Here is an 18,979-nt window from a genome sequence, read left to right as displayed (position 1 = left end):
CGCCACAAGGGCCGGCGATCCCGATGCACGGGCACGAAGACTGCGGACCGCCCGGCGACCATCTTGCCGCGAGAACCGCATGAGGATCCTACTGACCGGCGCAACCGGATTCATCGGCCGCCGACTGGCCGACGCCTTGTCGGCACAGGGACACCAGCTGCGCTGTGTCAGCCGCAAGCCCCCCGCGCGCGACGCCACCGCCCACGATCCGGCGCCGCCGGCCGACGCGCGCGCCGGCCATGAATGGATAACCCTGGACTACGCCAGCGCGCTGACGCCGGACCGCTGGACCCACGCGATCCGCGGTTGCGACGCCGTCATCAACGCCGCCGGCATCTTCCGTTCGCGCGGCGCGAACACGCTGGAACGCGTCCACGAACTGGCGCCGCGCGCCCTGTTCCTGGCGGCGCACGCGCAGGGCGTGCGGCGCGTCATCCAGCTGTCCGCCCTGGGCGCCGACGAGCACGCCCGCACGGCCTACCACCGCAGCAAGAAAGCCGGCGACGATAGCCTGCGCGCGCTGGGCATGGCGCACGCCATCGTGCAGCCTTCGCTGGTCTTCGGGCCCGACGGTCCCAGCAGCCGCTTTTTCATGATGGTCGCCAGCCTGCCGTGGATCCCCTTGCCCGGGCACGGCGACAGCCGCATCCAACCCGTCCATGTGGACGACCTGGTCCAGGCGGTGGCCGCCCTGCTGGCCTTGCCGGAGCGCGATATGCCGCGCGAGCTGCCTTTGGTGGGTCCGGCGGCCCTGACGCTGCGTTCGTACTACGCGTGCCTGCGCGCCGGAATGGGCATCCGGCGCGGGCCCCGCTATGTGCCGCTTCCGCTCGCGGCCATGAAGGCCCTGGCCCGCGCGGGCGACCGGCTGGGCGCCGCCTTGTTCAACAGCGAAGCGCTGGAGATGCTGGCACGGGGCAATACCGGCGATCCCGCGCCCCTGCGGCGGCTGCTGGGCCGACCGCCGCGGCCGGCCCAGGGCTTCATCGGCCCTTCCTGGGCCGGCGCCCTGGCCACCCAGGCGCGCGCCGCATGGCTGCTGCCCCTGCTGCGCTGGAGCATCGCCGTGGTATGGCTGGTGACCGCCGCCGTGTCGGCGTTCGGATACCCGCTGCAAGGCAGCTACGCGCTGCTGGACCGCGCCGGTGTGCCCGCCGCCTGGCAACCCGCCGCGCTATATGGCGCGATCGCATTGGACCTGCTGCTGGGCGTGGCGCTTTTGATGCGGCGACGCCCGCGCTGGATATGGGCGGCGCAAGGCGCGCTGATACTGGGCTATACGGCCATCATCAGCCTGCGCCTGCCCGAGTACTGGCTGCATCCCTACGGACCGCTGGTAAAGAACCTGCCCATGCTGGCCGCCTTGTGGCTGCTGTACGAACTGGAAGACCGGCCATGGACATCGTGATCGTCAAGTGGATCCATATCCTGTCGTCCACGCTGCTGTTCGGCACGGGCATAGGCAGCGCCTTCTATCTGCTGGCCGCGACGCTGCATGGCGATGCCCGCGTCGTGGCCCCGGTGGCGCGCTTCGTCGTGCGCGCCGACTGGATGTTCACCGCCACGACGGCCGTGATCCAGCCCGCCAGCGGCGCCTGGCTGGCGTGGCGCTACGGCCTGGGCATGGAAGCGACGTGGATACGGGTTTCCGTGATCCTGTACGTCGTCGCGATCGCCTGCTGGCTGCCGGTGGTGTGGCTGCAGGTGCGGCTGCGCGACACGGCCATGGCGGCGCTGGGCGATGGCGCCGCCGCGCCGGTGCGGTTGCCGCCCGCCTATCGCCGCTACTTCAGGATCTGGTTCCTGCTGGGTATCCCTGCCTTCGTGGCCTTCCTGGCGATCTTCTACCTGATGGTGGCGAAAACGCCATAGCGCGGCCGCGGCGCAGGCCGCCGCCTATCGGGCCGGCGGCGCCGCGCTGGCATCCCGCACGCGATCCGGCGCCTCGAAGGGATAGATCCACTTCCAGTCCGTCTTCATGTCCACGACGGCCCAGCCGCGCAGCCGGGCCTCGTCCAGCGCCTTGTCCAGCCTGCCAATCTTCGAGTCCCGGTCGTACGCCCACTCGCGCACGGCATCCGTATGGTGTACCAATCCCGCGAAGCGCTTGCCGGAGCCGTCCGCCGTCCATTGCAGCATTTGCAAATCGCCGTCGGAATTGCCGAACGCGAACACCGGCTGGCGACCGATGAACCGGTTGATCGACACAGGCTTGCCCGGGCCATCGTTATCGTGGTCCACCTTGGGCGTTCTCATCAGCACGGGACGGCCGTCCCGCACCAGGTATTCGGTGACGAACGTACTGCCGATGACCTGCTCGGGCGGGATGCCGTAGGCGTCCTGGGCCCACGCCCGCATGAATTCCACCTCGCCGCCGGAAACAATGTAGGTTTTGAACTCGTTGGCGCGCAGATAATCCAGCAGCTCCAGCATGGGCGCATAGATCAATTTCGTGTACGGCTGGTTGAAGCGCGGATGCCGCGCCGTCTTCGTCCAGCGCCTGACATCGCCCAGGAAGGCCTGCGTCGTCATGTCGGTATGCGTGACGCCGACGATCTCCAGCATCCCTGCGCGGCCCGCTTGCGCCAGCGCTTCCCGGTCGTTGTCCAGTACCGCCTTGTAGGGCTGGCGCTCTTTCCAGTCGGGATGCGTCGGCGCCATGGCCTTGACCTCGTCCAGCGAGTAGATCAGCTCGAAGTACAGCGGCTGCTCGCTCCACAAGGTACCGTCGTTGTCGAAGACGGCGATGCGGTCGGCCTGCGGGACGAAATGCTCGCCGTTTTCGGTAGCCGCGCCTTGCACGAAAGAAATAATGGCGCGTCGCGCGGGACTGTCGTTCCATGAGGGCAGCAGGGCTTCCTGTGCCATCGCGCCGGCGGCCATGAGTGCGAGCACGATGCACAGGGCCACCTGCCGCAGACAATCCGGACGGAACCGGCGAATGGCGTCGTACATGATGGCCTCCCCCGCGCGGGAACATGGCCCGCGGCGCGACAGCGCCAGTGTAGGAGGTGCTCGGTCGGTCGCGTACGGGCGTTTACCCCGCTTTAGGCTTTAAGTCGCATCCTTCCGATGCGGGGTCGCCGATTATGCGGCGGCTATCGCATGGCTGGCCGACCTGGCGCCCCGGGCGGTGACCGTTTCGCAGCTACGCGCACGCACTACGTCGGGGTTAACGCCGAACCTGGACACGCGCGCGTCGCGGCACCGATGCGCACAACGACATCGCGCGGCGGCGCTAGGCCGGCCCTGCTTCGTGCCTGACCGCCTCGAAGACCGGAGCGAGCAGATAGGCGAACGGCGTCGCAAGGGCCACGTGCCGCTCTTCATACCATCCGGCCTGGTGCAACAGATTCAAGGTGCCCAGCGTCTTGCCTTCCACCACGACCGGGATATTGAGCACGGAATCGCAGCCCAGGGATGCGATCAATTCGTGGTCGAAGAACGCCCACCTGATGTCGTCGGCCGTATTGCCGATATAGGGCTGGCCGCGCCTGATGACCAGATCGCCCCAGGGCGTGGGCCCCATTTTCTTGGCGCCGCTGACGGGATAGGCGCCGGGCTGATTGCTGTACAGGCGGATGACCTGCTGGGCGTCCGGAGACGTATACAGGATGGTGAACAGCCGATGGCCCACCAGCTCGCCCAGCGCATGGTCCAGGGCGCGGTACAGCGCTTCCCGGCCGCCGCGCGCGGCGACGGCGCCGCAGGCTTGATGCAGCAATTGCAGGGTTCTCGATTCCATATGGCTACCTATGCACGGTCAGTGGGAGGAAGGCCCGCGGGACGCACGCGTTCCGGCAGGATGCCTTGCGGGCGGAATTGCAATAGCGCGACCAGGGCGGCCGCGATGACGAAATCGCGCAGCGCGGCCGCCTGCACCGCCGATAGCGCCGAGGTGAATTCCGCCAGCATGCGCGTGCCTTCCAGCAAGGCCATGACCAGCAGTGCCCCCACCACGGCGCCCATGGGACGGCTGTTGCCGCCCGCCGTGGCCGCCAGGAAGACATAGATGGTGAGCAGCGGCGCCACCAGGTCCGGAGCGATATACGACGTGAAATGGGCGTAGAGCGCGCCGGCCAGGCCTGCCAGCGCGGTACCGATGGCGAAGGCCGCCACCTTGTAGCGCGACACGGGCTTGCCGGCGACCAGGGCCACCACGTCATCGTCGCGGATCGCGCGCAGGACACGGCCGTAGGGACTGGCGGCCAGCCGCGCCAGCATCCATGCCGCCAGTGCGGCGATCAGCCATGCCGCCAGCAGGTAGGCCGTGTTGAACCACGGTCCCAGCGCGGCCTTCATCGGGCCCGGTATGCCGGAAATGCCCTCGGCGCCCTTGGTCAGCCAGTTCTCGTTCAGGGCCACCAGGCGCATGGTTTCCGCGAAGCCCAGCGTGACGATGGCCAGGTAATCGCCGCGCAGTCCGCGCGTGGCGTGCGTCAGTATCACCCCCGCCACGCCGGCGGCCGCCGCGCCCAGGATCCAGCCGGCCGGTATGGGCAGGCCCCATTGCGTGGTGGCGATCGCCGAGGCGTAGGCCCCCACCGCGAAAAAGCCGACGATGCCCAGGTTGACCATGCCGGTATAGCCCCAGATCACCGTCAGGCCCAGGGCCAGCAGGCAGTACACGGCGGCCAGGGTAAGCGAGAACGCCAGATAGGAAAGCATAGGCGGTACCTTTTAGCGGCGGCCCATCAGCCCCTGGGGGCGGAAGGTCAGGAACAGGAAGATCGCCACGAAACCCACCGCGCTGCGATAGGTGGGCGGCAGCCAGATCAGGGCGACTTCCTCGGCCACGCCGATCGCCACCGCGCCGATCACCGCGCCCGCCGGGCTGGCCAGACCGCCCAGCACGCTGGCGGCGAAGAAGGTCAGCAGGAAACGGCTGCCCGTCAGCGGGTCGATACTGGTGTCGATGCCCAGCAGCGCGCCGCCCACCCCGGCCAGGCCCATGCCGAGGAATATCGCCAGCGCCGAGACGACGTCCGGATCGATGCCCTTAAGGCGTGCCAGCGTGGGATTGTCCGCCACCGCCCGCATGGCCTTGCCCATCCGCGTATGGCGGAAGTACAGGAACAGGCAGGCCGTCACCGCCACCGCCACGCCCAGGTTGGCGAACTGCTGCGGGCTGACCCGTATGCCGCCGACATTGACGTCGCGCATGATGGGCACGTCGAAGCTGCGCAGGTCGTTGCCGAAGGCGAAACGCAGGATGGCCTCCAGCGCGAGCATGATGGCGATCGAGACGATGGCCACCGTCAGGCCGCCATCCGACGATGGCGCGCGCCGCAGCCGCCGCATGCCGATGCGGTCGCAGGCCAGGCCCACCAGCCCCGCGCCAGCGAAGGCCACGGGCAGGGTCGCCAGCGGCGGCAGCCCCCAGCGCACATTGGCGACATAGGCCAAATAGGCGCCCACGCTGGCCACGCCGGCCACCGCGAAATTCGGGAAACGCAGCACCGCGTACATCATGGACAGCCCCACGGCGGGCAAGGCGATGGTGGCGCCGGCGATGATCCCATTGGCCAGCGCTTGCAGCAGCTCCGTCACGGCCTGTCCTTCAAGCGATCTTCAGCAGCGTGGGCTTGCCGTTCCTGACCTGTTCGTAGCGGAAGCTGGCTTCCGCCACATCGCCGATATCCGTGAAGCGGCAGGGGCCGCTGGCGCCCACGTAGTCGACGCTGCCGCCGGCCGCCAGGATCTTGATGCCCGCGGCCGCGTTGTCCACGCGCTGGCCGCCATCCGCGGCGAGCTTGCGGATCGCATCCCTGATGGCCGTGCCCGAGGCGTTCCTGGCCTGGGCCATCGCCATCAGCACCAGGTCGGCGTGGTCGTAGGCCTGGGCGGTATACGGATCGGGGCTGTCGGAATTGACGATCTTCTTCAGGCGCGCGTAGGCCGTGCCGTCGGCCGCCGGCGACGGCGCGATGGTGTAGATGCCTTCCACGGTGTCCTTGGGCACCGAGTCGATCAACTGCTTGTTGACGGTATAGGCGTAGGACAGCATCTTGCCTTGGTAGCCCGCGCGATAGATGTCCTTGACCAGCACCGCCGTATCGGCGACATAGCCGCCCAGCACCAGCATGTCGGGCTTGCCGGCCAGCGCCTTGTCGACCTCGGTGCGGTAGCTGGCCTTCTTGTCCTCGTACACCACCGTGCTCACCGTGCCGCCGGCCGCCGCCATGGCCTTGGCCATGTTCTCGGACATGGACTGCACAAACGGCGTTTGCGGAGACAGGTACACCACTTTGCGCGCGCCCTGCTCCAGCGCGAACTCGCCGAACTTGCGGCCCTGCAGCGTGGTGGTCGGCTGCGTGCGGAACAGGTAGCCCTGGTGCGGCAGGTGGGTCAGGTTGTCGGCGCCGGAGGCGCAGGCGATCACCGTCCTGCTTTCCCAGCACAGCGGCGCAACGGCCTGCGTCACGGGAGACGACCACACCCCGATGATCGCCACCACCTTGTCCACATCGATGAGCTTGCGCGCCGCGCGTACCGCCGCTTCCGGGTTGGTCTGGCAATCCTCGCGCACCAGTTTGACCGGCCGGCCCAATACGCCGCCGCCGGCGTTGACCTCTTCGACGACCGCGGCGATGGCCTGCTGCATGGGGGGCCCGTACTGTGCGCCGGAGCCCGATAGCGGCGAGAGCGCGCCCAGCATGATGGGATCCCCGCTTTGCGCATAGGCGCCGCGCAGGATGGCGGGCTGCGCGCCCAGGGCGGCGCCGGCGGCAGCCAGCTTGAGGAAACGGCGGCGTTGCGTGATGTGTGGCATGGCGGTGATCCTCGATGGCAGGTATGGGAATGACAGGGACCGGCGCGGCCGGCGATGTGGCGCGCGGCGCCGTCAGGCAGGCGGGTCGTCGGCGCCGCCGCCCAGGAACATGCGGCGCGTTTCGGGATCCTCGGCCAGCGCGCGGGCCGGGCGGTCGGCGCGCTTGGTGCCGCTGACCATGACGATGCCGCGATCGGCGATATCCAGCGCGGCCAGCGCGTTCTGTTCGATCATCAGGATGGTCAGGCCGCCGTCGGCCAGCTCGCGCACCGTGTCGAACAAGACCTCGCAGGCCGCGGGCGACAGGCCCGCGGACGGCTCGTCCAGCAGCAGCATGCGCGGCTCGCCCATCAGCGCCATGGCCATGGCGACCACCTGGCGCTGGCCGCCCGACAGCGTTCCGGCGGGCGCGCGGCGTTTGTCGCGCAACACGGGAAAGCGCTGGTACATGGCCTCTATGCGGGCCTCTTCGCCGCGGCCATGCAGATAGGCGCCCATCTCCAGGTTCTCGCGCACGGTCATCGCGCCGAAGATATTGCTTTCCTGCGGCACGAAGCCGATGCCGGCGCGGGCGCGCGCCAGCGGGGTGTGGGTGGCGAGCCGGCGTCCTTCGAGCTCGATGCCGCCGTCCGCCAGGTGGTGCAGGCCGGCGATCAGCTTGAGCAAGGTCGATTTGCCCGCGCCGTTGGGGCCGACGACCACGACCAGTTCGCCAGGCTCGATATCCAGGTCCACGCCCTTGACGATGCGGTCGGACGGGCTATAGCCGCCGGCCAGGCCGCGTACGCGTAAAAGCGGCGCGCCCCGCGCCAGGGGTGCGGCGCCGGCCACCGCGCGGCCGCTCATGCGGCCCCCGGCGCGGATAGGCGGCCACCCGTCGATGCGCCCACCGGGCGGCCCGCGCCCGCGGCAAGCGCGGCATGGCGACGGCCCAGGTAGGCTTCCTGCACCCGCGGGTCGGCGATGACGTCGTCGTAGCGCCCGCGCGTCAGAAAGGCGCCTTCGGCCATGACCACGACGTCGTCGCACAGCAGCCGCACCAGCTCCAGGTCATGCTCGATCAACAGCACCGTCAGGCCGTCCTCGCGCAGCCGCGCCAACTGGCCGGCGATCTCGCGCGCCAAGGTGGGATTCACGCCCGCCATGGGCTCGTCCAGCAGCAGCATGCGCGGTTCGGCCATCAGGGCGCGGCCGATTTCCAGCAGCTTCTTCTGCCCACCGGAAATGTCCACGGCCAGGTGGTCCAGCACATGGTCCAGTTTCAGGCGGCGGGCGACCTGGAAGGCCTGTTCGCGCAGGGCCTGTTCGCGCTGGCGCGCCGCGGCGCCGCCCAGGCAGGCGGCCAGCAGGCCTTCGCCGGGCTGGTCCTTGCCGTAAAGCATCAGGTGCTCGAACACCGACATGCGGGGAAAACCGCGCGCCAGCTGGAAGGTGCGTATCAGTCCCGCGCGGGCGATGCGGTCGGCGCGCCAGCCCAGGATCTGGCGCTCCTGGAATTCGACCGCGCCGCGCGCCGCCGGCAGCAGGCCCGTGACGCAATTGAACAGCGTGGTCTTGCCCGCGCCGTTGGGGCCGATCAATCCCGTGATAGCCTGGCCGCGCACCGTGAACGCGGCATCGTTCAACACCCGCAGCCCACCGAAGCGGACATTCAACTGCCTGATATTCAGCACCGGCTGCTTCCTGCACAGGCGGCCCCGCGCGGCGCGCGAGTCCGGGATCAATTGGATCCAATATCCTAATCGCTAGGCCGGGCGGCGTGCAATCGCCGGTTCATTAGGGATTTCACGGGCGTCGGGTCAGGCGCCGCAAAGGCCGATCAGCCCGTGTATATCGTCCTGGTCTTCCAGCGAGGCCGCGGCGCCCAGGATGCGGGCGGCCCGCTCCTGTCCCAGCGACTCGCCGGCGACCGCGCGGAACTTGCCGGCGACCCGGGAAGATTGCGCGGCCTTGTCGGCCATGGGTTCGCCACAGTCGAAGTCCATGTTGAACGCCTGCCCCGACCGCGCCACGAGGGTGACGCGGGAATCGCTCAAACCCATGCCGGGCACCAGCGACACGCGCACGCGCGCCAGCATGTCGGCAACGGCCGGCTCGGTCACCCTGGCCCAGCTGCCCAGGCTGCCGGTATCGATGCCCAGCATGGCGAAGGCAGCGGTGGCGCGCAGGCTGAACTTGGCTTGCAGGGCGTCACGGGGTGTCTGGATATTGCAGATCGAGCATCCCTCGCCGGCCACCACGTCGATGCGCGATACCGCCTCGGGCGCGATGCCGTGCGCCGCCCGCAGCGCGGCGACCGCCTCGATGGTGGAATGCGTGCTGTAGCAGGCCGCGTGGAACTTGAACAGGTTGTTCAGGATATGGAAGCCCCCCGCCGGCGTCGCCAAGGCCCGCGCCGCGTCGAAGTCGGCGCCATGGACCGCGGCGTAGCCCTGGCTGCACTCCAGGATGTCGGGCCGGCTGACGAAGCCTTGCGCGGCCAGCAATGCGGCGCGCAGGCCGGCTTGCGCCGCCAGCCCCGCGTGCAGCGGCTTGGCCATGCTGCCGAACATCGCTTTCAAGCCTGCTGCCTGGGTGGCGGCCACCCCCACGGCATGGCAGGTCCGTTCCGCGTCCAGCCCCAGCAGGTGCGAGCAGGCCACGGCGGCACCCAAGCCGCCTATCGTGGCGGTGGCGTGGAATCCGTTGGCGTAATGGGCCGGCTCGACCAGCGCCCCGACGGCGCAGGCGTACTCATACCCCGCCACGAAGGCCGCCAGCACGTCGCGCGGCGGGCGGGCACGGTGTTCCGCCAACGCCACCAGTCCCGGCAGGATGGCCACGGACAGATGGCCGGGCACCGTCAGGTTGACGTCGTCATAGTCCAAGGCATGCGAGGTCGCGCCATTGACCAGCGCGGCTTGCGATACGGTGCCGCGCCAGGCGCGGCCCAGCAGCGTGGCCTGGGCATGTCCGCCCTCTTCCCGGGCCAGCCGCGCCACCATGTGGCTGACCGGCTCGTCCAGCGCGGCCAGGGCGCATCCCAGCCAGTCCACGAGGCAGTCGCGCGCGACCCGGCGTACGTCCGCGGGCAGCGTCTCGTGGCGGATCGCCAGCGCCCGGTCGACCAGCACGCGCGTCAATCCCCGGGCGCCATCGCCACCCCCTTCCACGGCATGGCTTTCCATGGCGGATCACTCCTCCAGGTGGATGCCGGCGTCCTTCAGCCGTACACCCAGCTTGGCGATATCGGTGCGCAGCATATCGGCCACCTGCGCCGGCGCCATGTAGGTGACCACATTGCCCTGTCCTGCCTGCTGCTTCTGGTAGGCCGGATCCTGCGCCATCGCCTTGAGCGCGCCGTCCAGTTTCTCCACCACGTTGGCGGGCGTGCCCGGCGGCGCGAACATCGCATACCAGATGGGGAAGACCATGTCGGGATAGCCCTGCTCCGCCAGGGTCGGCACCTTGGGCAGGAAGGGCAGCCGCTTGGCCGAGGTGGTCGCCAGAGCCACCAGCGTACCGTTCTCGATGGCGGCCTTGACGGCGTCGGTATAGCCCGGCCCGGAAATCGAGACCACGCCCGCCATGGTGTCGGCCATGGCCGGCGCCGCGCCCTTGTACGGCACGTGCAGCAACTTGATGCCGGCACGATGGGCGAACAGGGCGATGGGCAGATGCGTGGTGCCGCCCACGCCGGCCGAGCCGTAGCTGAGTCCATCGGGCTTTTTCTTCGCCGCTTCCACCAGCTGCGCGATGTTGGCGATGCCCAGCTTTTTGTTGGCCACGATCACGTGCGCGGACTCCGCCACACTGCCGATGGGCGTGAAGCCGTTGGGATCGAAAGGCAAGGGATTCGACGCCGAGCGCGTGTACGGAAAAATCGCCATCGAGTTCACCGCGAACAGCAGCGTATAGCCGTCGGGCTTGGCGCGGTTGACGTAGTCGGTGCCGATCACGCCACCCGCGCCGGGCATGGACATCACCACGATGTTCTGGCCCAGGCGCTGGGACAGCGTCTGCGCCATGACCCGCGCGGCCACGTCGGTGGGACCGCCCGCGGAATACGGCACGATCAGCTGGATGGGACGGTCCGGATAGGCGCCCTGCGCCCACGCGGAAGAAAACACGGCGGCGCCGGCAAGGGTGGCCGCGATGCCCAGGGCGGCGCGGCGGGTCAGTATGCGATTCACGATGCTTGTCTCCATTGTTTTTCGAATCATGTGCGCGCGGAGGTCCGGCCACGCGGTAGCCCGCATGTACCGGCGCGCGTGGCCGTGCTAGCGGACCGACGCGGCCGCGTGCTCCCCCGCGCGGCGCCCGAACACCGCGCCGCGCAGCACGGACGTGGCGCCGGGATAGCGGCCGTAGTACAGGCCTATGGTCTCGCCCGCGGCATACAGGCCAGGCAGGACGCAGCCTTCGTTCTTGATCACTTGCGCGTTGGAATTCACCTTCAGTCCCCCCAGCGTGAAGGTATTGGCCGAGATGATCGGGTAGATATGGAAAGGCGGCGTGTCCAGCGGCACCGCGTAATTGGATTTGCGCGGCGACAGGCCCGCGGTGGCCACGCCGTCCAGGGTGGCGGGATTGAAGTCGCCGCCGCCGCAGGCGCGGTTGTATTCGTCGATGGTGCGTTGCGCGGCCTCGCCGTCGAAGCCCATCTTCCGGCCCAGGGCGACCAGGTCGGATCCGGATTCCGGCGGCTGGTCGCTGCGCACGCAGCGCTTCCAGTTGCCGATGCGGTTGATCTTGTCGTCCAGGATGCAATAGGCGATGCCCTTCTTCTGCTCGGCGATCAGGCGGATGGTTTCCTCGTAATGCGCGTCGATGGTGCCCGGCGCCTCGTCGATGAAGCGCCTGCCCTCGCGGTTGACCAGGATGCCGTAGGGATACACCATGACCAGCGCCTCGGACGCGCTGGAGCGCGGGTCGATGGGCTGGCCATGGTATTCCGCGTAGTCGCCCGAGGCCGCCGCGCCTATCGCCAGCGCCATCTTGATGCCCTCGCCCTTGTTGTAATAGCCGCCCGGGGCCACCGGGCGCAGATAGCGCCCCTTGGGGCCGATATAGCGGATGACCATCTCCGGGTTGCCCTGGAAGCCGCCGCAGGCCAGGATGACGGCGCCGCAATCGAAGCGATGCGGCACGTTGGCGGTATCGGTGGCCTTCAGCCCGCAGACCTGGCCGCTGTCGGACTGCACCAATTCGTAGGCCGTCATCTCGTAGAAGAAGCGCACGCCGGCCCGTTCCGCGCAGCCGGTCAGCGTTTCCACCAGCTGCAGCCCGCCGCCGTTGACGGCAATGCGTGGCGAGGGGCGCGGCGTCAGGCCGTAGAAGCCGGCCTCGCCGAAGGTCACCCCATGCGCCTTCAGCCAGGCGATGGCGGGCGGCACGGAATCGGTAAAGGTGGAGATCAGCTCCGGGTCGGTGAACGGCAGCGCCTTGACCACCGGCGACCAGTTCTCGTAGTCGCGCACGGTGGACTCGGCGAAGTCCGGCTGGATGTAATAGCCGCTGTTGTCGACCAGCAGCGACTCGAAGTCGTGCGCCAGCTCGGTCTCGCTTTTCATGCGCAGATAGGCCTCGGTGTAGCGGGTATTGCCGCCCCGCTCTTCATAGGTCGACCTTTCCAGCAGCGCGACCTTGGCGCCGGCTTCCGCGGCGGCCACCGCCGCGCTCAAGCCCGCCACCCCGCAACCCACCACGACAACGTCGAACCGCGAACCGCCGCCCGGCGGTTCCTGATGCGCAACCATAGGATTTTCCCTTGCCAAAGAAACACAGGCCCCAGCCATCCGATGGCGACGGCCGGCAAACGAATCGCCATCGAGCCGACATGTCGGCGAAGGATGGGCGTGCGGCTAGTGTTGGAGATTTCGGCCAGCCCCTCAATCGATATTTTTGCCGGCTTGCATGAGTTGGAGTTATGCCAGGCGTGCATAGATATCGTGCAGGACATGGCCGCCCCGCTGTGTATAGTCGATCGCATCGACGGCGGCGGAAGCGCCTTCCAGCACGGACACGCAGGCGGGCGTCGCGCCATTTACCGCAACGAAGCCGCGACGAAGCGCGGCCGCGCAAACAGGAAGGAGACAGCAATGCAGCAGGACTTCGAGGCGCTGGGCGCCATGGTGGCCACCGCGGATATCGCCACCGAGCAGGAAGCCTCCCGGACCGCCATCGACCAGGGCATCCGGGCCAGTCTGCTCTGCACCTTGTTCGGCATCGAACGCGAAAACTGGGTGTGGCCGTTTTCCGCGCGGCAGGCGAGCCAGGCCGATGCATCGGCCATGCGGGCGGCCAGCGCGACGCCGGACGCGACGGCGCGGGAAATCCGCGCGATGCTGGGCGGGCTGTTGCGGCCGCTGGGCGGTATCGGGCATCTGGGCACGCTGGCTGGCGCGTCCGACCTGGATCCCATGGATCCCGGCCCTTCGCATACCGTGCTGCCTGCCACGTTGGCGGCCTGCACGGCGCACAGCCTGGCGGACCCGGCGGGCGCCGGCAGCGGCAACGCACGGGCCGACGACGCGGCCATCGCCTCCGCCGTGCTGGCGGGCGTCGAGGCGGCATGGCGCTTTCGCCGCGCGCTGACCGGCACGCGGCCGGGCGTGGGCTTTCACAGCCCGGGCGTCTTCGGCACCCTGGCCGCCGCCGCGGCCGCGGCCCGGCTGCTGCGGCTGCCGCCCGCGGCCTGCACCAACGCGCTGGCCATCGCGCTGACCCGTGCTTCGGGCCTGGCCATCAATAGCGCGGCCTCGATGATAGGCATGACGCACTTCGGCTGGGGCGCGCTGCACGGGCTGGAGGCCGCGCTGCTGGCCTCGCAGGGCTGGGAAGCCTCGCGCGACTTCCCCAAGGGCCTGGCGACCCTGTTCGGCGAAGACCGCGTGGACGCGGAGCGGCTTTGCGAGCCCGGGCCGAAGGCGGCGCAGGCGCTGGTCTTCAAGCGCTATCCCTGCAACATCTACCTGAACCTGCTGGTCGCCATCCTGGAGGAGGTCGTCCAGGACGGCCCCGTCGACCGCATCGACGTGGCCATGCCCTGGGTGCCGCACCTGGATTGCGCCGCGCCGCGGGACCTGCGCCAGGCCCGCAACAGCGCGCAGGCCGTGGCCGCGATCGCCGGCGCCGCCGATATTTCCTATGCCGCGTTCTCCGGGCCGCCCGGTGCCTGGATGCCGCGTGCGGAGGTGGCGCGCCTGCTGCCGCACATCCACCTGGCCGTGGACCGCGACGCGCCCACCGGCCTGAAGAACGCGGTGATTTCGGCGCGCATCTGGCGCAATGGCGCCGTGGTCCACGAGGCCCGGCGCTCCATGCAGGACCTGCGCGGCTGGGGCGCCGCGCATGCGCGGCGGCTGATGGGACCGGACGACCCGCATGGCGGCGTGGCCGCGCTTTACGACGGTTCGTACAAGGCAGGCTACGACCACGTGCGGGCGCGCCTGGCCGACCTCGCGCCCTGAGGCGGCGAAAGGCCCGCTATGCCGCCGCGGGCCGCGCCGTCGCGGCGGCGATTTCCCCCAGCAGCCAATCGCGGAAGAGCTCCAGCGCCGGATCGCCGCAATGCCGCGGCGAGCTCATCAGGTAGTAGGTGCGCTCGGACGGCACCTCGTGCGGAAACAGGCGCCGCAACGTGCCGTTGGCGATTTCGTCCTGCACCAGGAAACTCTGGGCCAGGGCCACGCCCAGCCCTTGTTCGGCGGCGCGATACGCCATGGCGGACGATTCGAACTTCATGCCGCCTTCCAGGGGCACATCCCGCGCGCCGACGGCTTGCAGCCAGACGCCCCAGTCTTCCGGACGCGCCAGCGAATGCAGCAGCGTCGCGGCCTTCAGGTCCGAGGGCGCGCGCAAGGGACGCGCGGCCGACACCATGGACGGCGCGCCCACGGCGATCAGCCGGTAATCGAACAGCTTGTCGCAGCGTATGCCGTCGTCGACCCGTCCGGCCACGGCACGGATGGAAGCGTGGATATCGCTGTGCTCGAAATCCAGCGGCGCCACCGACGCCGTCAGGCGTACCTCGATTTCCGGATTGATCTCCTGGAAGCGGCCCAGCCTGGGGATCAGCCAATACATGGCGAAGGTGGAGAACGCCTGCAGGTTCAGCACATTTTGGCGGCCGGAGAACTTGAGGCGGCGCGTGGCCAGGTCGATGCGGGCGAAGGCCTCGACCACGTCGCGCATATAGGCCTCTCCATCGGGGGTCAGCGTGACGGCGCGATGGGTGCGGTAGAACAGCGCGATGCCGAACAGCTCTTCCAGGTTGCGCACGTGCCGGCTGATGGCCGACTGAGTCAGGAAGAGCTCCTGCGCGGCCTTGGTGAAACTGCGGTTGCGCGCCGCCGACTCGAAGGCCCGGAGCGCGGTCAGCGGGGGAAGGCGCGACATCGACGGATGTTCCATGATTCCGGGCATGCATGAGTCAGAGTCATGCAGCGTAGCACAAGAAGTCGTTTGAGCTTATCGGCATCGCCCCAGAGAATGAGGGGCTGCACATCCGGAGACAGACGTATGAAACGCTACCAGCTCTTCATCGACAACGAGTGGGTGGACCCGCTGTCCGGCGCCTGGTTCGAGACCCACGATCCCTACTCCGGAGTCGCCTGGGCCGAGATCCCGCGCGCCAACGCCGCCGACGTGGACCGTGCCGTGGCGGCCGCCGCCCGCGCCTTCCAGGGGCCCTGGTCCGCCATGTCGGCCAGCGACCGCGGCATGCTGCTGCACCGCCTGGGCGCGCTGATCGAGCGCGATGCGCGGGACCTGGCGGCCGTGGAAAGCCGCGACAATGGCAAGCTGGCGCGCGACGTGCTGGGCCAGATCAAGTACATGGCCAAGTATTACTACTATTACGGCGGCCTGGCGGACAAGATCCAGGGCGCGGTCGTGCCCATCGACCGGCCGGGGGTGCATAACTTCATACGCTACGAACCCATGGGCGTGGTGGCCTGCATCACGCCGTGGAATTCCTCCCTGCCGCTGACCACGTGGAAGATGGCCCCCGCGCTGTGCGCCGGCAATACCGTGGTCTGCAAGCCCTCCGAATACACCTCGGCTTCGCTGTTCGAGCTGGCGCGGCTTTTCCAGGAAGCCGGCTTCCCGCCCGGCGTCTTCAACATCGTCACGGGCTTCGGCGCCGAGGCCGGCGATCCCCTGGTGCGCCATCCGGACGTGCCGCGCATCGCCTTCACCGGCGGCGACGAAGCCGGGCGCAGGATCTACGCGGCGGCCGCGCAAGGCTTGAAGCGGGTCTCGCTGGAACTGGGCGGCAAGTCGCCCAACATCGTGTTCGACGACGCCGACCTGGACGAAGCCGTCAAGGGCGTCATCGCCGGGATATTCTCCGCCACGGGCCAGACCTGCGTGGCGGGCTCGCGGGTACTGCTGCAGGAATCCATCCACGACGCTTTCGTCGAGCGCCTGGCCGCGATCACCCGCGGCGCCCGCGTGGGCGATCCGGCCGACCCGGCCAGCGAAATCGGCCCGGTGACCACGCGTCCCCAGTTCGAGAAGATCCGCGACTATATCGACATTGCCAGGAAGGAAGGCGCGCGCTGCATTGCCGGCGGCCGGACGCTGAGCGGGCCGGGCTACGGCGCGGGACAGTTCATCGAACCGACGATTTTCGTGGACGTCACCAACGACATGCGCATCGCGCAGGAAGAAGTCTTCGGCCCCGTACTGTCGGTGCTGAAGTTCAAGGACGAGGAGGACGCCATCCGCATCGGCAACGATATCCGCTTCGGCCTGGCGGCCGGCGTATGGACCACCAGCCTGCATCGCGCCATGCTGATGTCCGAGCGCCTGAAGGCCGGCACGGTGTGGATCAACAACTACCGGTCCAGCAGCTACACTACGCCGTTCGGCGGGGTCAAGCACAGCGGCATCGGCCGCGAAGGCGGCATCGAGTCGGTAAAGGAATTCATGGAAGCCAAGAGCGTCTGGATTTCCACCGATCTGAAAATGCCCAAACTTTTCGCCGGGCAATGAGCCGCGCGGCCACGCCGCGCCGCCTTCGACCGGCCGTCACGGAAGCCCCATGGAAACCACGCCCGCCGCACCGCCGCTGCTATTCACGCCCATCGCCTTCCGTTCGGTCGTCCTGCGCAATCGCATCGTGGCGTCCCCCATGTGCCAATACCATTCGATGGACGGCGGGCCCGGCGCCTGGCAGATGGTCAATTTCGGCAAGTTCGCCGTAGGCGGCGCCGGCCTGGTCTTCGGCGAGGAAACCGCCATCGAGCCGCACGGTCGCAAAACCTACGATTGCGCCGGCCTGTGGAACGATGCGCACGTGGCGGCCTATCGCCGCATCAATGATTTCATCGCGGAGCAAGGCGCGGTGCCCGCCGTGCAGCTGGGGCATTCCGGCGGCAAGGGATCCTGCCACGGCGCGCTGCGCGACTTCGCGCCCTTGACCGACGACAGCGCGCAAGCCGGCACGCCGCCCTGGACCTGCCTGGCGCCCAGCCGGCGCGAGCCCCCGGCGCCCTGGCCCCGCATCCACGAGATGGACGCCAGCGACATCCGCCAGCACATGCTGCGCTGGAAAGAAGCCACGGCCAGGGCCGTGGACGCCGGCTACCGCGTCCTGGAAATCCACGGCGCGCACGGCTACATCATCCATCAGTTCCTGTCGCCGGTGACCAACCGCCGCCAGGACGGCTATGGCGGCTCGCGCGAAAACCGCATGCGCTTCGCGCTGGAGGTCGCGGAAACCGTGCGCGCCGCCTGGCCGCGAGACCTGCCCTTGTTCTTTCGCGTCTCGGCGGTGGACGGCCGCGGCGGCCTGTGGGACCTGGACGACACGCTGGCGCTGGCCGCGGCCCTGCGGGACCGGGGCGTCGACCTGATCGACTGTTCCTCGGGGGGGATCGCGGGCAGCTCATCCATGCCCGTGGTGCGGCGGGTTCCGGGGTACCAGGTGCCCTACGCGGAAGCCGTGCGCCGGCAGACCGGCTGTCCCACCATGGCCGTGGGCCTGATCACCGAAGCCGAGCAGGCCGAGGCCATCCTGCAATCCGGCCAGGCCGACCTGGTGGCGCTGGCGCGCGAACTGATCTGGAATCCCAACTGGCCCGTGCACGCGGCCGTCCGCATGATGGGACAGGATGCCTACCGGCTGCTGCCGCCGGAACAATCGGCGCGCCTGATCCGCCGCGAGGTGATCGCCGCCCTGCCCCTGAACCGCACGGGCGCGCCGTCCTCGGCCGGCGAGGAAGCCTTGAGCGAAAGAATCTGATCCACGGGTATGGCGTTTGCTCGACCTGGCGGTTCAACCACCGTCCTGAGCGAGGTATAGCCATGGAAAGCACCACACTGCATAGCGGAGCCTCGCCGGCATCCGTGGGCAAGCGCGAGTCATTCGGATCCGCGGTCTCCTGGGGAGCCGTCCTGGCGGGCGCCTTCGTCGCGGCCGCCACCTACCTGATGCTGCTGCTTGCCGGGGCCGGCCTGGGCTTCGCGTCCATGTCGCCCTGGGGCGACGAAGGCGCCTCCGCCAAGACGCTGGGCATCGGCGTCATCGTATGGCTGGTCGTCATCCAGATCATTTCCGCCGGGCTGGGCGGGTATATCGCCGGCCGCATGCGCACCAAATGGGTGGATGTGCATTCGGACGAGGTATTCTTCCGCGATACCGCGCACGGCTTCCTGGTCTGGGCCGTGGCCGCCGTCGTCAGCGCCTTCCTGATGGGCTCGGGCGTCACGTCCGCGCTGAGCGGCGTGGCGCGGGTGGGCGCGGGCGCGGCATCCGGCGCCGGCAGCGCGGTGTCTTCCGCCGTGTCGCAGGCCGCGGAAGGCGGCGGCGCGGGGCAGCCGGCCCAATACTATGTCGACACCCTGTTCCGCTCCGACCGCCCCGACGCCACGCAGGGCGATGCCGCCAAGGCGGAGGTCGGCCGCATCGTGGCGGAAAGCCTGCGGCGCGGCTCCATCACCAGCGAGGACAAAACCTACGTGGCCCGCGTCATCTCGGCGCAGACGGGAGTGGACCAGCCCACCGCCGAAAAGCGCATCGACGATACGATCAATCGCGCCAGGCAGGCGGCGGATGAAGCCAAACAGAAAGCCCGCGAAGCCGCCGACCAGGCGCGCAAGGCGGCGGTCGGCTTCGCCCTGTGGGCGTTCATCTCCATGCTGATCGGCGCGTTTTCTTCCACCTATGCCGCCACGCGCGGCGGCCGCAGCCGCGACGCGGTGTTGTGATGGCCAGGCGCG

At 69.0% G+C, this 18,979-nt stretch carries 17 protein-coding genes; 6 read left to right on the top strand and 11 right to left on the bottom strand.

What is annotated here, in order from left to right; translation table 11 throughout:
* Positions 1-79: 79 nt before the first annotated feature.
* Positions 80-1,408, top strand: coding sequence for an NAD(P)H-binding protein (locus BAU06_RS12925; protein WP_066349730.1), 1,329 nt, complete (start codon positions 80-82; stop codon positions 1,406-1,408).
* Entirely contained in the window at positions 1,396-1,872 is a 477-nt protein-coding gene (locus BAU06_RS12920) for a DUF2269 family protein (RefSeq protein ID WP_066349729.1), read from the top strand. The genes BAU06_RS12925 and BAU06_RS12920 overlap by 13 nt, the downstream gene beginning before the upstream one ends.
* 24 nt (positions 1,873-1,896) lie before the next feature.
* Here BAU06_RS12920 and BAU06_RS12915 read toward each other — a convergent pair whose 3' ends face one another.
* From BAU06_RS12915 to BAU06_RS12870, 10 genes are all read right to left on the bottom strand, one after another.
* The gene (locus BAU06_RS12915; protein WP_066349728.1) at positions 1,897-2,955 is read right to left on the bottom strand and encodes an HAD family hydrolase; all 1,059 of its coding nucleotides are present in this window, start codon (positions 2,953-2,955) and stop codon (positions 1,897-1,899) included.
* A gap of 283 nt (positions 2,956-3,238) precedes the next feature.
* On the bottom strand, positions 3,239-3,745 hold the full coding sequence (locus BAU06_RS12910) for a GAF domain-containing protein (RefSeq protein WP_066349727.1): 507 nt from the start codon (positions 3,743-3,745) through the stop codon (positions 3,239-3,241).
* An 8-nt stretch (positions 3,746-3,753) separates the two neighbouring features.
* A complete protein-coding gene (locus tag BAU06_RS12905; protein ID WP_066349726.1) occupies positions 3,754-4,668 on the bottom strand; it encodes a branched-chain amino acid ABC transporter permease in 915 nt (304 codons plus the stop codon).
* 12 nt (positions 4,669-4,680) lie between these two features.
* Positions 4,681-5,550 (bottom strand): branched-chain amino acid ABC transporter permease, encoded by an 870-nt coding sequence (locus tag BAU06_RS12900; RefSeq protein ID WP_066349725.1) that lies wholly within the window; start codon positions 5,548-5,550, stop codon positions 4,681-4,683.
* A gap of 10 nt (positions 5,551-5,560) precedes the next feature.
* Entirely contained in the window at positions 5,561-6,772 is a 1,212-nt protein-coding gene (locus tag BAU06_RS12895) for an ABC transporter substrate-binding protein (protein WP_066349724.1), read from the bottom strand.
* Positions 6,773-6,844: 72 nt separating this feature from the next.
* Positions 6,845-7,618: an ABC transporter ATP-binding protein gene (locus tag BAU06_RS12890; protein WP_082988187.1), complete on the bottom strand. Its 774-nt coding sequence runs from the start codon at positions 7,616-7,618 to the stop codon at positions 6,845-6,847.
* Entirely contained in the window at positions 7,615-8,445 is an 831-nt protein-coding gene (locus BAU06_RS12885) for an ABC transporter ATP-binding protein (protein WP_197509503.1), read from the bottom strand. The genes BAU06_RS12890 and BAU06_RS12885 overlap by 4 nt, the downstream gene beginning before the upstream one ends.
* A gap of 126 nt (positions 8,446-8,571) precedes the next feature.
* A complete protein-coding gene (locus BAU06_RS12880) occupies positions 8,572-9,939 on the bottom strand; it encodes an MmgE/PrpD family protein (RefSeq protein WP_066349722.1) in 1,368 nt (455 codons plus the stop codon).
* A gap of 6 nt (positions 9,940-9,945) precedes the next feature.
* Positions 9,946-10,944 (bottom strand): Bug family tripartite tricarboxylate transporter substrate binding protein, encoded by a 999-nt coding sequence (locus BAU06_RS12875; RefSeq protein WP_197509502.1) that lies wholly within the window; start codon positions 10,942-10,944, stop codon positions 9,946-9,948.
* Positions 10,945-11,031: 87 nt separating this feature from the next.
* Entirely contained in the window at positions 11,032-12,510 is a 1,479-nt protein-coding gene (locus tag BAU06_RS12870) for an FAD-dependent oxidoreductase (RefSeq protein WP_066349720.1), read from the bottom strand.
* Positions 12,511-12,852: 342 nt separating this feature from the next.
* Between BAU06_RS12870 and BAU06_RS12865 the strand changes: the two genes are divergently transcribed.
* On the top strand, positions 12,853-14,223 hold the full coding sequence (locus tag BAU06_RS12865; RefSeq protein WP_066349719.1) for an MmgE/PrpD family protein: 1,371 nt from the start codon (positions 12,853-12,855) through the stop codon (positions 14,221-14,223).
* Positions 14,224-14,239: 16 nt separating this feature from the next.
* Here the strand turns inward: BAU06_RS12865 and gcvA are convergent, their stop codons facing one another.
* Positions 14,240-15,151 (bottom strand): transcriptional regulator GcvA, encoded by a 912-nt coding sequence (gcvA, locus tag BAU06_RS12860; RefSeq protein WP_066358999.1) that lies wholly within the window; start codon positions 15,149-15,151, stop codon positions 14,240-14,242.
* Between the two features lie 123 nt (positions 15,152-15,274).
* Here gcvA and BAU06_RS12855 point away from each other — a divergent pair, with 123 nt between their 5' ends.
* The 3 genes from BAU06_RS12855 to BAU06_RS12845 all read left to right on the top strand — a co-directional run bounded on the left by BAU06_RS12855 (position 15,275) and on the right by BAU06_RS12845 (position 18,967).
* The gene (locus BAU06_RS12855) at positions 15,275-16,750 is read left to right on the top strand and encodes an aldehyde dehydrogenase (protein ID WP_066349718.1); all 1,476 of its coding nucleotides are present in this window, start codon (positions 15,275-15,277) and stop codon (positions 16,748-16,750) included.
* 49 nt (positions 16,751-16,799) lie between these two features.
* Complete coding sequence (locus BAU06_RS12850; protein ID WP_066349717.1) at positions 16,800-18,002, top strand: NADH:flavin oxidoreductase/NADH oxidase; 1,203 nt, start codon at positions 16,800-16,802, stop codon at positions 18,000-18,002.
* Between the two features lie 62 nt (positions 18,003-18,064).
* The gene (locus BAU06_RS12845; RefSeq protein WP_066349716.1) at positions 18,065-18,967 is read left to right on the top strand and encodes a hypothetical protein; all 903 of its coding nucleotides are present in this window, start codon (positions 18,065-18,067) and stop codon (positions 18,965-18,967) included.
* The last annotated feature ends 12 nt before the right edge of the window (positions 18,968-18,979 follow it).

This window comes from Bordetella bronchialis (genome assembly GCF_001676705.1).
GTDB classification, from domain to species: Bacteria; Pseudomonadota; Gammaproteobacteria; order Burkholderiales; family Burkholderiaceae_B; genus Bordetella_C; species Bordetella_C bronchialis.
This window is presented reverse-complemented; position numbering and strand designations above follow the sequence as displayed.

What these genes read in the sequence shown, in the direction of transcription:
- BAU06_RS12925 (WP_066349730.1), top strand. Translation starts at nt 80, where the DNA reads ATGAGGATCCTACTGACCGGCGCAACCGGATTCATCGGCCGCCGACTG.
- BAU06_RS12920 (WP_066349729.1), top strand. Translation starts at nt 1,396, where the DNA reads ATGGACATCGTGATCGTCAAGTGGATCCATATCCTGTCGTCCACGCTG.
- BAU06_RS12915 (WP_066349728.1), bottom strand. Translation starts at nt 2,955, where the DNA reads ATGTACGACGCCATTCGCCGGTTCCGTCCGGATTGTCTGCGGCAGGTG.
- BAU06_RS12910 (WP_066349727.1), bottom strand. Translation starts at nt 3,745, where the DNA reads ATGGAATCGAGAACCCTGCAATTGCTGCATCAAGCCTGCGGCGCCGTC.
- BAU06_RS12905 (WP_066349726.1), bottom strand. Translation starts at nt 4,668, where the DNA reads ATGCTTTCCTATCTGGCGTTCTCGCTTACCCTGGCCGCCGTGTACTGC.
- BAU06_RS12895 (WP_066349724.1), bottom strand. Translation starts at nt 6,772, where the DNA reads ATGCCACACATCACGCAACGCCGCCGTTTCCTCAAGCTGGCTGCCGCC.
- BAU06_RS12890 (WP_082988187.1), bottom strand. Translation starts at nt 7,618, where the DNA reads ATGAGCGGCCGCGCGGTGGCCGGCGCCGCACCCCTGGCGCGGGGCGCG.
- BAU06_RS12880 (WP_066349722.1), bottom strand. Translation starts at nt 9,939, where the DNA reads ATGGAAAGCCATGCCGTGGAAGGGGGTGGCGATGGCGCCCGGGGATTG.
- BAU06_RS12870 (WP_066349720.1), bottom strand. Translation starts at nt 12,510, where the DNA reads ATGGTTGCGCATCAGGAACCGCCGGGCGGCGGTTCGCGGTTCGACGTT.
- BAU06_RS12865 (WP_066349719.1), top strand. Translation starts at nt 12,853, where the DNA reads ATGCAGCAGGACTTCGAGGCGCTGGGCGCCATGGTGGCCACCGCGGAT.
- gcvA (WP_066358999.1), bottom strand. Translation starts at nt 15,151, where the DNA reads ATGTCGCGCCTTCCCCCGCTGACCGCGCTCCGGGCCTTCGAGTCGGCG.
- BAU06_RS12855 (WP_066349718.1), top strand. Translation starts at nt 15,275, where the DNA reads ATGAAACGCTACCAGCTCTTCATCGACAACGAGTGGGTGGACCCGCTG.
- BAU06_RS12850 (WP_066349717.1), top strand. Translation starts at nt 16,800, where the DNA reads ATGGAAACCACGCCCGCCGCACCGCCGCTGCTATTCACGCCCATCGCC.
- BAU06_RS12845 (WP_066349716.1), top strand. Translation starts at nt 18,065, where the DNA reads ATGGAAAGCACCACACTGCATAGCGGAGCCTCGCCGGCATCCGTGGGC.